The organism is Methylobacterium sp. Gmos3 (genome assembly GCF_056430985.1).
Map to the genome: position 1 here is coordinate 322,297 of NZ_JBWJYL010000003.1, position 13,451 is coordinate 335,747.

Here is a 13,451-nt window from a genome sequence, read left to right on the forward strand (position 1 = left end):
TTGACTTGAGGCGACGGCCGGTCGCATTGCACAGTTTAGAACCATAATGCTGTGGTCTCGGCGGCCGCCTCCCGGCGGATCCGACCCGTGACACACGACCTCGGAGTGCTGAGCCCTTGGCGAACTCAACCGCCGCTCCCGCCGATGCGTCCCACGACGGCAGCCGTCGCGATTTCCTGTTCCTCGCGACGGGAGCCGGACTCGCCGTCGGCGCCGCCGCCGTCGCGTGGCCCTTCGTCTCCTCCATGGCGCCGGATGCCGACGTGATCGCGGCCGGCGCGCCGATCGAAGTCGATCTTTCGCCGATCCAGGACGGGCAGATCGTCAACGTCTTCTGGCGCGGCAAGCTGATCTTCGTGCGCAAGCTGACCTCGAAGGAGGTCACGGACATGAAGGCCGTTCCGCTGAACCAGCAGATCGACCCGGCCGCCTTCGATACGCGCGTGAAGAACGGCCACGACCAGTGGTTGGTGGTTTACGGCAACTGCACGCATCTGGGCTGCGTGCCGATCGGCCACCAGGGCAATTTCGAGGGCTGGGCCTGCCCGTGCCACGGCTCGCAGTTCGACGCGGTGGGCCGCGTTCGCCACGGACCCGCGCCGATCAACCTCCCGATTCCACCCTACGCCTTCCAGTCGGATACGAAGATCCGCATCGGCGAACCCGCCGGCGGCAAGGGCGAGGCCTGAGGGTAGAGGCAGACATGAGCGGAACCGCCAGCACCTACGTCCCGAAGAGCCGCGTCGCCAAATGGTTCGAATCGCGGCTGCCGATCGTCGGCCTCGTCCATTCGTCGTTCATCGCGTATCCGGTGCCCCGGAACCTGAACTACTTCTGGACCTTTGGCGCGATCCTCGCCGCCTTCCTCGGCATCCAGATCATCACCGGCGTTTGGCTGGCGATGCATTACGAGCCGTCCGCGACCGGAGCCTTCAACTCCGTCGAGAAGATCATGCGCGACGTGAACTACGGCTGGCTGCTGCGCTACGCGCACGCCAACGGCGCGTCGATGTTCTTCGTGGCGGTCTACGTCCACATGTTCCGGGCGCTCTACTACGGGTCGTACAAGGCCCCGCGTGAGGTGCTCTACATCCTCGGCGTCATCATCTACCTGCTGATGATGGCCACGGCCTTCCTCGGCTATACCCTGCCGTGGGGCCAGATGAGCTTCTGGGGCGCCACCGTCATCACCAACATCCTGGCGGCGATCCCGGTGGTCGGCGATACGATCCAGAGCCTGCTCTGGGGCGGCTACTCCGTCGGCAACCCGACCGTGAACCGCTTCTTCTCCCTCCACTACCTGCTGCCCTGGATGATCGCGGGTGTCGTCGTCCTGCACGTCTGGGCGCTGCACGTGACGGGGCAGAACAACCCGGCCGGCATCCCGATCAAGTCGGGCAAGGACGCGGTGCCCTTCACCCCCTACGCGACGGTGAAGGACGTGTTCGCCACCGTGGTGTTCATGATCCTGTTCGCGTGGTTCCTGTTCTTCATGCCGAACTACCTCGGCCATGCGGACAACTACATCCAGGCCAATCCGGCGGTGACGCCCGCGCACATCGTGCCGGAATGGTACTTCCTGCCGTTCTACGCGATCCTGCGCGCGGTCCCGAGCAAGCTCGGCGGCGTCATCCTGATGTTCTCGGCGGTGATCATCCTGGCCTTCGCGCCCTGGCTCGACACGTCGCGCATCCGCTCCTGCAACTACCGCCCGATCTACCGGCAGTTCATGTGGGTGTTCCTGGGTGTGTGCCTCCTCCTCGGTTGGCTCGGCTCGCAGCCGCCCGAGGGTGGCTACGTGCTCGCCGCGCAGGTCTGCACCGCCTATTACTTCGCGCACTTCCTGATCGTGATGCCGCTCTGCGGCCTCTTCGAAACCCCGAAGCCCCTTCCGGGATCGATCGTGGAGAGCGTGACCGGGCCGGGCCGACAGATTTCGGGCGCGGGCATGCCGGCGGGCGCCGCAGCGGCACCGCAGGTCAAGGGCTGAGGGACGACGACACGATGGCCATGACCCGCGTCCTCTCCACGACCCTCGCCGCCGCGATGGCGGCCCTTCTCCTCGGCGCGCCCGTGCGGGCCGAGGATGCCCATGGCGGCCCGGTGCCGCCGCGGGTGAACTGGAGCTTCGCCGGCATGTTCGGCCGCTTCGACGAGGCGCAGTTGCAGCGCGGCTTCCAGGTCTACAAGGAAGTCTGCTCCGCCTGTCACTCGATGAAGCTCGTCTCCTTCCGCAACCTCACGCAGGAAGGCGGCCCGCACTTTTCGGCGTCGCAGGTGAAGGCGCTGGCCGCGTCCTATCAGGTGAAGGACGGTCCGAACGATTCGGGTGACATGTTCGAGCGGCCGGGCCGCCCGGCGGACACCTTCCCGCCGCCCTTCCCGAACGATCAGGCCGCCGCTTCCGCGAACGGCGGCAAGGCGCCGCCGGACTTCTCGGTGATCGCCAAGGCGCGGACCTTCTCGCGCGGCAACCTGACCTTCCTCTACGATTGGCTGCCCTTCGTCGGCTACACCGAGCAGGGGCCGGATTACATCCACGGCCTCATCAACGGCTACAAGGATGCCCCGAAGGACTTCGCCCTTCCCGAGGGCGGCCACTACAACCTCTACTATCCGGGCCACATCATCGCGATGCCGCCGCCCATCTCGGACGGTCAGGTCACCTATCCGAAGGATGACAAGGGCCAGCCGGTGGTGCCGGAGACGACGGACCAGTACGGGAAGGATGTCGGCGCCTTCCTGATGTGGGCCGCCGAGCCTCACATGATGGACCGCAAGGCCCTCGGCTTCCGGGTGATCCTGTTCCTCATCATCCTGTCCGGCCTTCTCTACTACGTGAAGAAGAAGGTCTGGGCGGATGTTGGCGGCGAGGTCCACGGCCTCCAGCCGGAACTGCACAAGGCCTGGTAAGCCGGCCACATTCCACGGACGATGCGGGCCTCCCTTCGGGGAGGCCCGTCTTTTTTGGGCGGGGCCATCATGCTACCGCTTCGCGACGCCGATCCTGCTCCTGACCTCATCCTGAGGTGCCTGCATCAGCGGGCCTCGAAGGAGGGCTCCAGGTCGCGTAGCGTGTTCTGGAGGGCTCCTTCGAGGCCTCCGCTTCGCTCCGTCACCTCAGGATGAGGCGGCGGGTGAGATGCGCGGTGCCGACAAGGTACCGTGATACGACAGGGCATCGGGCATGACCGCAGCGGTACTCGGGGTGATCGGCGGATCGGGGGTCTACGACCTGCCGGGCCTGGAGGATGTGCGCGAGGAGCGCATCGCATCGCCCTGGGGCGAGCCCTCGGACGCCCTGCGCATCGGGCGGATCGGCACGACCAAGGTGGTGTTCCTCGCCCGGCATGGGCGAGGCCATCGCTTCTCGCCCTCGGGCATCAATTACCGGGCGAACATCGACACGATGAAGCGGGCGGGCGTCACCGACATCGTGTCGCTCTCGGCCTGCGGCTCGTTCCGCGACGAGCTGCACCCCGGCACCTTCGTCCTCGTGGACCAGTTCGTGGATCGCACCCACGGCCGCGCCTCGTCCTTCTTCGGCGACGGTTGCGTCGCCCACGTGTCGTTGGCCCACCCGGTCGGTCCGAACCTGCAGAAGCGCATCGCGCAGGCGGCCAAGGCGGAGGAGATCGCGATCCACCGGGGCGGCACCTACGTGTGCATGGAGGGGCCGCAATTCTCGTCGCTCGCCGAATCCCGCGCCTACAAGGCGCAGGGCTTCGACGTGATCGGCATGACCAACATGCCCGAGGCCAAGCTCGCGCGCGAGGCGGAGATCACCTACGCGACCATCGCGATGGTGACCGACTACGATTGCTGGCACCCCGGCCACGACGCCGTGGACGTGGCGGCGGTGGTCGCCGTGGCGCGGGCCAACGCCGACAAGGCGGCCCGCCTCGTGTCGCGCCTCGCCCGCGACTTTCCGGCCGAGCGGGAGGAGTGCCCGGTCGGGTCGCACCGGGCCCTCGACGGCGCGATCATGACGGCCCCCGCTGTCCGCGATCCGGCCCTGCTCGGCAAGCTCGACGCCATCGCGGGACGGGTGCTGAACGGCTGAGGCCGACCCGCGATTTCCCTTTCGCGACGGCTCATCTAGAAGCAGCCGGCGGCGCCATCGCCGCCTCCACCAACACGCGGACACAATGCGCAGCGCGAGCATCAGCCGGACAACCGCCGAGACCGACGTCTCGGTGAGCGTCGCCCTCGACGGCACCGGCAAGGCGACGATCGCCACCGGCATCGGCTTCCTCGACCACATGCTGGAATTGCTCGCGCGGCACGCCCTGTTCGACCTCGACATCAAGGTCGTGGGCGACCTGCACGTCGATCAGCACCATTCCGCCGAGGATTGCGGCATCGCCCTGGGGCAGGCCTTCGCCAAGGCGCTGGGCGACAAGCGCGGCGTGACCCGCTACGCCGACATCCACCTGCCGATGGACGAGACCCTGAGCCGCGTCTGCGTCGACATCTCCGGCCGCCCCTTCCTCGTGTTCCGCACGCAGTTCCGGGTGGAGAAGATCGGTACCTTCGACACCGAACTCGTCCGCGAGTGGTTCCAGGCCTTCGCCATGAATGCCGGGCTGACCCTTCACGTCGAGACGCTGTACGGCGAGAACGCGCACCATATCGCGGAAAGCCTGTTCAAGGGGCTGGCCCGCGCCTTGCGGGCGGCGGTGGCGGTCGACCCCCGCGAGGAAGGCCGGGTGCCCTCGACCAAGGGCACGCTGTAGGACACGCCCGATGCGGATGCGCAGCTACACCCTCCACCTGCCGCCGGACGCTCGCCCCGGCGAGGCCGACACCCTCGACCGGGCCGTGATCGTGCCCGATGGGTTCTCCTGGCCGGCTTTCGCCTTCGGCGTGCTGTGGTTCCTGTTCCACCGCCTCTGGGTGGCGGCGCTGATCGTGCTCGCCGGCCTCGCGGCCGTAGCCTTCGCCGGCTACGCGCTCGGCCTCACCCGCGCGGCGGGGACAGGCATCGCCCTCCTCGCCAGCGTGCTGATCGGGTTCGAGGCGTCGAGCCTGCGCCGCTGGACCCTGGCCCGCCGGGGCTACACCCTGCGCGACGCCGTCGTCGCCCGCGATTCCGCCGAGGCCGAGGCGCGGCTCCTCGCCCGCTGGCTCGATCCCGCGAGCCTGCCGCCGCCGCCGCGCCCGCCCTTTCCGGGTGGCCCCGTGCGGCGCGCCGAGCCGGTGATCGGCCTGTTCCCGGCCCGCGAAGGCGGGCGGTGACGGCGTGGGATCGGGCATGACCGGACGAACCGTCGCCATCATCGATTACGGCTCGGGCAATCTGCACTCGGCCCTAAAGGCCTTCGAACGCGCCGCCCGCGAGGCCGGGCTCGACGACACCCGCATCGTCCTCACCGCCGACCCGGAGGTCGTGGCGGCGGCGGACAGGATCGTCCTGCCGGGCGTCGGCGCCTATGCCGATTGCCGGGCGGGGCTCGATGCCGTGCCCGGCATGGTCGAGGCCATGACCGGGGCGGTGAAGGACAAGGGCACGCCCTTCCTCGGCATCTGCGTCGGGATGCAGTTGCTGGCCAGCCGCGGCCTCGAATATGCGCAGACGCCCGGCCTCGGCTGGATCCCCGGCGATGTCGGGCCGATCCGCCCGTCCGATCCGTCGCTGAAGGTGCCGCATATGGGGTGGAACACCCTACGCGCCGCCCGTCCTCACGCCCTGTTCGAGGGCATTCCAACGGGGGAGCACGGGCTGCACGCCTATTTCGTGCACAGCTTCGCCCTGACGCCGGAGCGGCCCGCTGATACCGTGATGCTGGCCGATTACGGCGGGCCGGTCACGGCCGCCGTGGCCCGCGAGAACGTCGCCGGCATGCAGTTCCACCCCGAGAAGAGCCAGCAACTCGGCCTCGCCCTCATCGCCAACTTCCTCCGCTGGCGCCCGTGAGCGGCGCCGAGGGACCAAACGGAAAGACAGCCCGGTGATCCTGTATCCCGCAATCGACCTGAAGGGCGGCCGCTGCGTCCGCCTCGTCCAGGGGGACATGGACCGGGCGACCGTCTTCGGCGACGACCCCGCCGCCCAGGCGGCGATCTTCGCCGGGCAGGGCTTCTCGTGGCTGCACGTGGTCGATCTCGACGGCGCCTTCGCGGGCGCGCCGCGCAATGCCGAGGCGGTCGATTCGATCCTCGCCACGGTGGACGTGCCGGTGCAGCTCGGCGGCGGCATCCGGGACATGAAGACCCTGGAGGGCTGGCTCGCCAAGGGCGTCGCGCGGGTCATCATCGGCACGGCGGCGGTGCGCGATCCCGAATTCGTCCGCGAGGCGGCGCGGCTCCATCCCGGCAAGGTGGCGGTGGGCATCGACGCCAAGGACGGCCGCGTCGCCGTCGAGGGCTGGGCGCAGACCTCCAGCATGACGGCCGAGGAACTCGGGCGCCGCTTCGAGGATGCCGGTGTCGCGGCCATCGTCTACACGGACATCGCCCGCGACGGCATTCTGAAGGGGCTCAACGTCGAGATGACCCTGGCCCTGGCCGAGGCCGTCGCCGTGCCGGTGATCGCCTCCGGCGGCCTCGCCTCCATCGCCGATGTGCATCGCCTGCTGGAGCCGGATTGCGCCCTGATCGCCGGGGCCATCACCGGCCGGGCGCTCTACGACGGCCGCATCGATCCCATCGCGGCGCTTTCCGCGATCGCGGCGGCGCGCCACGCTGCGCCGTGATAGGATCACGGCGATGGGATCATCCCGGGAGGGCGCGATGGCTGTCGCGAAGGCTGTGACCCGAGCCGTTTCACCGACGACGGCGTATGCGGACGATTTCTATACCTGGACCCAGGAGCAGGGCGCGCGCCTGCGGGCCGGGGACCTCGACGGCCTCGATCTGGAGAATTTGGCCGAGGAGATCGAGAGCTTGGGTAAGAGCCAGTTCGCCAGTCTGGTGAGCGCGCTGCGAATCGTGCTGCTTCACATGCTGAAGTTCGATCATCAGCCGGAACGGGGTACCCGCAGCTGGGCGCTCTCCATCGCCGAGCATCGCCGACGGGTCGTCTACGAGTTGCGGGACAGTCCCGGACTGAAGGGGCGACTCGCGGATGCAATCGAGCGCGCCTATGACCTCGGGCGCATTGAGGCCTCGAACGAGACCGGGTTGCCGTTGAAGCAATTCCCCGAAACCTGCCCCTATTCCCTGGACGTGATCATGAACCGCCCGTTCGCGATCGATCCCGACGCCTGACCGACGATCGGACGGAACCGTGCTCAAGACCCGCATCATCCCCTGCCTCGATGTGAAGGACGGGCGCGTCGTGAAGGGCGTGCGCTTCGAGGGCCTGCGCGATGCGGGGGATCCGGTCGAGGCCGCCAAGGCCTACGACGCGGCCGGCGCCGACGAACTCTGCTTCCTCGACATCACCGCCAGCCGCGAGGCGCGGGGCACCCTGCTCGATGTGGTGAGCCGCACGGCGGAAGCCTGCTTCATGCCGCTCACCGTGGGCGGCGGGGTGCGGGCCGTCGAGGACGTGCGGGCGCTGCTGCTGGCCGGCGCCGACAAGGTCGCGATCAACACTTCCGCCGTGAAGGACCCGGACCTCGTGGCCCGCGCGGCGGAGAAGTTCGGCGCGCAGTGCATCGTCGTCGCCATCGACGCCAAGCGTGTCTCCGCCCCCGGTGAGGCGGCGCGGTGGGAGATCTTCACCCATGGCGGGCGCGACCCGACCGGGATCGACGCCATCGCCTTCGCCCGCCTCGTGGCTGAGAAGGGCGCGGGCGAGCTCCTCGTCACCTCCATGGACCGCGACGGCACCCGCTCCGGCTACGATCTCGCGCTCACCCGCGCGATCTCCGATGCGGTGGGCGTGCCGGTGATCGCCTCCGGCGGCGTCGGCGGGCTCGACGATCTCGTGGCCGGCGTCGCGCAGGGCGGGGCCAGCGCCGTGCTCGCCGCCTCGATCTTCCATTTCGGCCAAGCCACCATCGGCGAGGCCAAGGCGCACATGGCCGCCGCCGGCCTCGCCATGCGCCTCGACGCCTCCGCGGAGCCGCGCCCGTGACCGACCTCCTTCTCGCCAACGCGACCCTGCTCGATCCGGCGGGCGGCGCGGAACGGCCCGGCGCCATCCTCGTCCGCGATGGGGTGATCGCCGACATCGCGGAAGGCGCAGCGCCCGGCGCCCCGGCGGGGGTGAAGCGGATCGATTGCGCCGGCCGCGTGCTGGCCCCCGGCCTCATCGACCTGCGCGCCTTCGTGGGCGAGCCCGGCGCCGAGCATCGCGAGACCCTGGCCTCGGCCAGCGCCGCCGCCGCCGCCGGAGGCGTGACAACGCTGGTTTGCATGCCGGACACCAACCCGATCATGGATGGGCCGGCGATCGTGGATTTCGTCCTGCGCCGGGCGCGGGACACGGCCTGCGTCAACGTCCTGCCGGCGGCGGCCATCACCAAGGGCCTCGCCGGCAAGGAGATGACTGAGTTCGGCCTGCTGCAGGAAGCCGGCGCGGTGGCCTTCACCGATGGCCTGCGCGCCGTGGCCGATGCCCAGGTGATGCGCAGGGCGCTGACCTACGCCCGCGATTTCGGCGTGCTGATCATGCAGCATGTCGAGGAGGCGAGCCTCGCCGCCGAGGGTGTGATGAACGAGGGCGAACTCGCCTCTCGTCTCGGCCTGATGGGCGTGCCCCGCGAGGCCGAGACGGTGATGCTGGAACGCGATATCCGCCTCGTGCGCCTGACGGGAGCCCGCTACCACGCGGCGATGATCTCCTGCGCCGATTCGGTGGAGATCGTCCGCCGGGCGAAGGAGGACGGCTTGCCCGTCACCTGCGGCGTCTCGGTGAACAATCTCGTGCTCAATGAGAACGACATCGGCCATTACCGCACCTTCTGCCGCCTCTCGCCGCCCCTGCGCGACGAGGCGGACCGGCATGCGGTCGTGGCGGCCCTGGCCGAGGGGGTGATCGATGTGATCGTCTCCGACCACAACCCGCAGGATGCGGACACCAAGCGCCTGCCCTTCGCCGAGGCGGCGAATGGGGCGCTGGGCATCGAGACCCTGCTTGGGGCGGCGATGCGCCTCGTCCATACCGGCGACGTCTCCCTGCCGCGCCTGCTCTCGGCCTTGACGACGAACCCAGCCAAGCTTCTCGGCAAGCCCGCCGGGCGCCTCCTGAAGGGCGCGCCGGCCGATCTCGTGCTGATCGACCCGGACATGCCCTATGTCGTGGACAAGCGGCGGCTGAAGTCGCGCTCGAAAAACTCGCCCTTCGACGAGGCCCGGCTCCAGGGCGGGGCGGTTCTGACGATGGTCGGCGGGCGAATCGTCCATGCGGTCGACGATCTGGCGGCGGCGGCATGATCCTCTCGGACCTCGCCACGCTGCCGACGCTGGCGGGCCTCGGCATCGGCTATGCGCTGGGCGCCATACCCTTCGGGCTGATCTTCACCCGCATCGCCGGCTTGGGCGACGTGCGCGCCATCGGCTCGGGCAATATCGGCGCGACCAACGTGCTGCGAACCGGGCGCAAGGGGCTGGCCTTCGCGACCCTGCTGGGCGATGCCCTGAAGGGCACGGCCGCCGTGCTCATCGCCGCGCAGCTCGGTGAGGGGCCGGCCCTGGCCGCTGGGCTCGGCGCCTTCCTCGGGCATCTCTTCCCGGTCTGGCTCGGGTTCAAGGGCGGCAAGGGCGTCGCGACGCTGATCGGCCTGCTGATCGCCTTCAGCCCGGCGGCGCTGCTCGCCTTCGCCGTCGTGTGGCTGGGGCTCGCCTTCGCCTTCAAATACTCCTCGCTCTCGGCGCTGGCTGCCTCGGCGGTGACGCCCCTCGTGCTTTGGGCGCTCGGCATGCCGGCCGTGGCGCTGCTCTTCGTCGTCCTGGGCCTCCTCCTGTGGTGGAAGCACAGCCCCAACATCAAACGTCTTGCGGCCGGCACCGAGGGGCGGATCGGCCAGAAGGGGTGAGCGCGCGATGGACCTTTCCGACGCGCAACATCTCGACTGGCTTCGCCTCATCCGCACGGAGGGCGTCGGCCCCCGCAGCTTCCGGCAACTGATCAACCGCTTCGGCGGCGCGGCGGCGGCCCTCGAGGCCTTGCCGGATCTGTCGATGCGCAAGGGGCGCCCCGTCACACCCCCAAGCCGCGCCCAGGCCGAGGACGAAGTGGCGGCGCTCTCCCGCCTGGGAGGCGTCTTCGTCGCCTCGGGGGATGCCGCCTATCCGGCGCTCCTGCGGGCCACCGATGCCGCCCCGCCGCTCATCGCTCTGCGCGGCGATCCCGCGATCCTCGCGCGGCCCTCCGTGGCCATCGTCGGATCGCGCAACGCCTCGGCGGCCGGAGGCGCCTTCACCGATCGTCTCGCCCATGACCTCGGTGAGGCCGGGCTGGTCATCGTCTCCGGCCTCGCTCGCGGTATCGATGCCCGCGCCCATAAGGCGAGCCTCGCCACCGGTACGGTCGCGGTGATGGCGGGCGGGCACGACAAGATCTACCCCGCCAACCACGCCGCCCTCGCGGAGGCGATTCTCGACGCGGGCGGTGCCGTGCTCGCCGAGATGCCGATGGGCTGGCAGCCGCGCGCCCAGGATTTTCCCCGCCGCAACCGCATCGTCTCCGGCCTCAGCTACGGCAGCGTCGTGGTGGAGGCGGCGCGACGCTCGGGCTCTTTGATCACCGCGCGATACGCATTGGAGCAGAACCGCGAGGTCTTCGCCGTACCGGGCTCGCCCCTCGACCCCCGCGCGGAAGGCACCAACGACCTGATCCGCCAGGGCGCGACCCTCGTCACGGAGGCGGACCACATCCTTGAGGTGATCGGACCGATCATCGAACGCGGCGCGGTTCCCGAGGCGGCGCCCGCCCGCAAGCGTCCGGATTTCGCGGACCAGCCGGATTTCTGGGAGGAACTGGATTTCGAGGGCGGCCCCATGGGGCCTGCCATGGATGGGACGCCGGAGCCGGAGCCCGAACCCGGCGACGAGCGCAGTCGCATTCTGGCACTCCTCGGTCCCGGCCCGGTGGCGACGGACGAACTCGCCCGCGCGGCCGAATGCGAGGTGCGGACGGTCCAAACCATCCTGCTGGAACTGGAACTCGACGGGCATATCGAGCGCCAGGGCAGCGGCATGGTCGCCCTGGCGCGGCGCTGAGGCGTCGCCCACGAAAAAGCCCCTCGCTTCCGAAGAAGGAGGGGCTTGCGAGAGCGCGTATCAGGCTGAGATCAGGCGACCGTCAGGCCGACATCGACGTTGCCGCGCGTGGCGTTGGAGTACGGGCACACCTTGTGCGCCTCCTGCACCAGACGCTCGGCGTCGGCCTTGTCGAGGCCCGGCAGGCTGACCTTGAGGTCGGTGGTGATGCCGAAGCCGCCCTCGGAGCGCGGACCGATGCCGACATTGGCCGTGACGGTCGTGTCGGCCGGAACCTTCAGCGAGAGCTGCGGCGCCACGAACTTCATCGCCCCGAGGAAACAGGCGGAATAGCCAGCCGCGAACAGCTGCTCGGGATTGTTGCCCTCGCCGCCGGCGCCGCCCAGCTCCTTCGGGGTGGAGAGCTTCACGGAGAGCGAACCGTCCTCGGTCTTCGCGGCGCCGTCGCGGCCCCCGGTGGCGGTGGCGGTGGTGCGGTACTTCACATCAACGGACATTGTCATCTCCCCAGCGCAATGGCGGTGCGCCTTAGATGGCGGACGTTTGCGAGATAGCCAGAATATAGATTGTGCGCAATCGAAAATCGCGCAGCCCCGCCATGCACGGCTCACGCATCGACCAGGGCGAAACGATCCACATCCACCAGGCCCCGATCCGTGATCTTGAGGTGCGGAATCACGGGCAGCGGCAGGAAGGCGACCTGCAGGAACGGCTCCGGCAGCACTACACCGAGTCCCTTCGCGGCCTCGCGCAGGCGGCGCAACGAGGCGGCGATGGCGGGATGGGCGTCGAGGCTCATCAGCCCGGCGAGCGGCAGGGCGATCTCGGCGAGCACCCGCCCGCCCTCGGCCACGACGAAGCCGCCCTCGATCTCCGCGAGGCGGTTCACGGCCACCGCCATGTCGGCCTCGTCGGCGCCGACGACGGTGATGTTGTGGCAATCGTGCCCGACCGAGGAGGCGATGGCCCCGCGCTTCAGCCCGAACCCCTTCACGAAGGCGACGCCGATGCCCCGTTCCCCCGGTCGGCTGCGCCCATGGCGCTCCACCACGGCGACCTTCACCGCGTCCTGGCCGAGGTCGATCCGCCGTTCGCCGCCCGAATAGGGCAGGGTGAGGTCGTGACGGAGGGTGATGATCTTGCCCGGTACCACGCCGATGACCGGCGTCGAGGGGCCGGAGCCCGGCGCGGCGAAGTCGGAAGCCGTCACCCGCCGGTTGCGGATGCTGGCCCGGCCGATGGGCGCCACCTGGGCACGGCTCGCGAAGAGCGAATCGTCCACCACGCGCCCGGCGCTGATCACACCCGAGACCGCGCAATCGAGCAGGTCGTCGAGGATCACGAGGTCGGCGCGCTGGCCGGGGGCGACGAGGCCCCGGTCGCGCAGGCCGAAGGCCCGCGCCGCCGACCACGAGATCGCGCGGTAGACCGCGAGCGGAGGACAGCCGAGGCGGATCGCCGTGCGCACCACGTAGTCGAGATGCCCCTCCTCGGCGATGTCGAGGGGGTTCCGGTCATCGGTGCAGAAGGCGAGGAACGGCGCGGTGCGGTCATCGAGGATCGGCGCCAGGGCGTGCAGGTCCTTTGAGACCGAGCCCTCTCGGATCAAGACGGTCATGCCCTTGGAGAGCTTCTCCATCGCCTCCTCGGGCGTGGTCGCTTCGTGCTCGGTGCGGATGCCGGCGGCGATGTAGCCGTTGAGCGCCGCGCCCCGCAGCAGTGGCGCGTGCCCGTCGATGGGGCGGCCCTGGAAGGCTGCGAGCTTGGCGAGCGCGCCCTCGTCCCCGGCCAGCACGCCGGGGAAGTTCATGAACTCCGCGAGGCCGAGCACCTTCGGGTGATTGGCGAAGGGCATCAAGTCGGCGGCCTCGATGCAGGCGCCCGAGGTTTCGAGATGCGCCGCCGCCGGCACGCAGGAGGACAATTGCACCCGCAGGTCCATCACCGTCGCCTCGGCGGAATCGAGGAACCACGTGAAGGCCGGCGTGCCCAGCACGTTCGCCATCTCGTGCGGATCGCAGATGCCGGTGGTGACGCCGCGCGGCAGAACGCAGCGCTCAAAGGCGAGCGGGGTCATCAGCGACGACTCGACGTGGAAATGCGTGTCGATGAAGCCCGGCACCACCATTCGGCCGGCGATGTCGATCTCCCGCGCGCCGCGATACTGGCCGTAGGTGCCCACGATCCTGTCGCCGCAGAGGGCGATGTCCGAGGCGACGAGGTCGCCGGTCACGAGGTCGAGGAACCGCCCGTTCTTGAGCACGAGGTCGGCTTCGCCGCGCCCGGCCCCCTGTAGGATCGCCCGCCTGAGGAAGTCCGTGGTCATGTGAATGCCTCCC

The 13,451-nt window shown here is 69.6% G+C and carries 15 protein-coding genes; 13 read left to right on the plus strand and 2 right to left on the minus strand.

From position 1 onward, the window contains the following. Window positions 1–116 precede the first annotated feature (116 nt). The 13 genes from petA to dprA all read left to right on the plus strand — a co-directional run bounded on the left by petA (window position 117) and on the right by dprA (window position 11,112). Window positions 117–689 carry a ubiquinol-cytochrome c reductase iron-sulfur subunit gene (gene petA / locus ACS5Q7_RS07855; protein ID WP_478338775.1) on the plus strand — a complete coding sequence of 191 codons (573 nt, stop codon included), beginning with the start codon at window positions 117–119 and terminating at the stop codon, window positions 687–689. Between the two features lie 14 nt (window positions 690–703). Continuing rightward, window positions 704–1,990 (plus strand): cytochrome b, encoded by a 1,287-nt coding sequence (locus ACS5Q7_RS07860; RefSeq protein WP_478338776.1) that lies wholly within the window; start codon window positions 704–706, stop codon window positions 1,988–1,990. Window positions 1,991–2,004: 14 nt separating this feature from the next. Further along, window positions 2,005–2,913, plus strand: a complete 909-nt coding sequence (locus tag ACS5Q7_RS07865; protein ID WP_478338777.1) for a cytochrome c1 — start codon at window positions 2,005–2,007, stop codon at window positions 2,911–2,913. Between the two features lie 274 nt (window positions 2,914–3,187). Next, the gene (locus tag ACS5Q7_RS07870; RefSeq protein WP_478338778.1) at window positions 3,188–4,063 is read left to right on the plus strand and encodes an S-methyl-5'-thioadenosine phosphorylase; all 876 of its coding nucleotides are present in this window, start codon (window positions 3,188–3,190) and stop codon (window positions 4,061–4,063) included. 85 nt (window positions 4,064–4,148) lie between these two features. Continuing rightward, complete coding sequence (hisB, locus tag ACS5Q7_RS07875; protein ID WP_463848002.1) at window positions 4,149–4,736, plus strand: imidazoleglycerol-phosphate dehydratase HisB; 588 nt, start codon at window positions 4,149–4,151, stop codon at window positions 4,734–4,736. Window positions 4,737–4,752: 16 nt separating this feature from the next. Then, the gene (locus tag ACS5Q7_RS07880) at window positions 4,753–5,238 is read left to right on the plus strand and encodes a DUF2628 domain-containing protein (RefSeq protein WP_478338965.1); all 486 of its coding nucleotides are present in this window, start codon (window positions 4,753–4,755) and stop codon (window positions 5,236–5,238) included. A 16-nt stretch (window positions 5,239–5,254) separates the two neighbouring features. Further along, window positions 5,255–5,917 carry an imidazole glycerol phosphate synthase subunit HisH gene (hisH, locus tag ACS5Q7_RS07885; RefSeq protein WP_478338779.1) on the plus strand — a complete coding sequence of 221 codons (663 nt, stop codon included), beginning with the start codon at window positions 5,255–5,257 and terminating at the stop codon, window positions 5,915–5,917. A 34-nt stretch (window positions 5,918–5,951) separates the two neighbouring features. Next, a complete protein-coding gene (hisA, locus tag ACS5Q7_RS07890) occupies window positions 5,952–6,695 on the plus strand; it encodes a 1-(5-phosphoribosyl)-5-[(5-phosphoribosylamino)methylideneamino]imidazole-4-carboxamide isomerase (RefSeq protein ID WP_243958172.1) in 744 nt (247 codons plus the stop codon). A 37-nt stretch (window positions 6,696–6,732) separates the two neighbouring features. Continuing rightward, window positions 6,733–7,209, plus strand: coding sequence for a DUF29 domain-containing protein (locus ACS5Q7_RS07895; RefSeq protein ID WP_478338780.1), 477 nt, complete (start codon window positions 6,733–6,735; stop codon window positions 7,207–7,209). Window positions 7,210–7,228: 19 nt separating this feature from the next. Next, complete coding sequence (gene hisF / locus ACS5Q7_RS07900) at window positions 7,229–8,023, plus strand: imidazole glycerol phosphate synthase subunit HisF (protein WP_342166295.1); 795 nt, start codon at window positions 7,229–7,231, stop codon at window positions 8,021–8,023. After that, window positions 8,020–9,324, plus strand: coding sequence for a dihydroorotase (locus tag ACS5Q7_RS07905; RefSeq protein ID WP_478338781.1), 1,305 nt, complete (start codon window positions 8,020–8,022; stop codon window positions 9,322–9,324). Before hisF ends, ACS5Q7_RS07905 begins: the two co-directional genes overlap by 4 nt. Further along, window positions 9,321–9,926 (plus strand): glycerol-3-phosphate 1-O-acyltransferase PlsY, encoded by a 606-nt coding sequence (plsY, locus tag ACS5Q7_RS07910; RefSeq protein WP_478338782.1) that lies wholly within the window; start codon window positions 9,321–9,323, stop codon window positions 9,924–9,926. The genes ACS5Q7_RS07905 and plsY overlap by 4 nt, the downstream gene beginning before the upstream one ends. Window positions 9,927–9,933: 7 nt before the next feature. Continuing rightward, window positions 9,934–11,112 (plus strand): DNA-processing protein DprA, encoded by a 1,179-nt coding sequence (dprA, locus tag ACS5Q7_RS07915; RefSeq protein ID WP_478338783.1) that lies wholly within the window; start codon window positions 9,934–9,936, stop codon window positions 11,110–11,112. Between the two features lie 71 nt (window positions 11,113–11,183). Here the strand turns inward: dprA and ACS5Q7_RS07920 are convergent, their stop codons facing one another. Continuing rightward, window positions 11,184–11,609 (minus strand): organic hydroperoxide resistance protein, encoded by a 426-nt coding sequence (locus ACS5Q7_RS07920; protein ID WP_478338784.1) that lies wholly within the window; start codon window positions 11,607–11,609, stop codon window positions 11,184–11,186. A gap of 110 nt (window positions 11,610–11,719) precedes the next feature. Beyond that, window positions 11,720–13,438: an adenine deaminase gene (gene ade, locus ACS5Q7_RS07925; protein WP_478338785.1), complete on the minus strand. Its 1,719-nt coding sequence runs from the start codon at window positions 13,436–13,438 to the stop codon at window positions 11,720–11,722. Window positions 13,439–13,451 lie beyond the last annotated feature (13 nt).

What these genes read in the sequence shown, in the direction of transcription:
- ACS5Q7_RS07860 (WP_478338776.1), top strand. Translation starts at nt 704, where the DNA reads ATGAGCGGAACCGCCAGCACCTACGTCCCGAAGAGCCGCGTCGCCAAA.
- ACS5Q7_RS07865 (WP_478338777.1), top strand. Translation starts at nt 2,005, where the DNA reads ATGGCCATGACCCGCGTCCTCTCCACGACCCTCGCCGCCGCGATGGCG.
- ACS5Q7_RS07870 (WP_478338778.1), top strand. Translation starts at nt 3,188, where the DNA reads ATGACCGCAGCGGTACTCGGGGTGATCGGCGGATCGGGGGTCTACGAC.
- hisB (WP_463848002.1), top strand. Translation starts at nt 4,149, where the DNA reads ATGCGCAGCGCGAGCATCAGCCGGACAACCGCCGAGACCGACGTCTCG.
- ACS5Q7_RS07880 (WP_478338965.1), top strand. Translation starts at nt 4,753, where the DNA reads ATGCGCAGCTACACCCTCCACCTGCCGCCGGACGCTCGCCCCGGCGAG.
- hisH (WP_478338779.1), top strand. Translation starts at nt 5,255, where the DNA reads ATGACCGGACGAACCGTCGCCATCATCGATTACGGCTCGGGCAATCTG.
- ACS5Q7_RS07895 (WP_478338780.1), top strand. Translation starts at nt 6,733, where the DNA reads ATGGCTGTCGCGAAGGCTGTGACCCGAGCCGTTTCACCGACGACGGCG.
- plsY (WP_478338782.1), top strand. Translation starts at nt 9,321, where the DNA reads ATGATCCTCTCGGACCTCGCCACGCTGCCGACGCTGGCGGGCCTCGGC.
- dprA (WP_478338783.1), top strand. Translation starts at nt 9,934, where the DNA reads ATGGACCTTTCCGACGCGCAACATCTCGACTGGCTTCGCCTCATCCGC.
- ACS5Q7_RS07920 (WP_478338784.1), bottom strand. Translation starts at nt 11,609, where the DNA reads ATGTCCGTTGATGTGAAGTACCGCACCACCGCCACCGCCACCGGGGGC.
- ade (WP_478338785.1), bottom strand. Translation starts at nt 13,438, where the DNA reads ATGACCACGGACTTCCTCAGGCGGGCGATCCTACAGGGGGCCGGGCGC.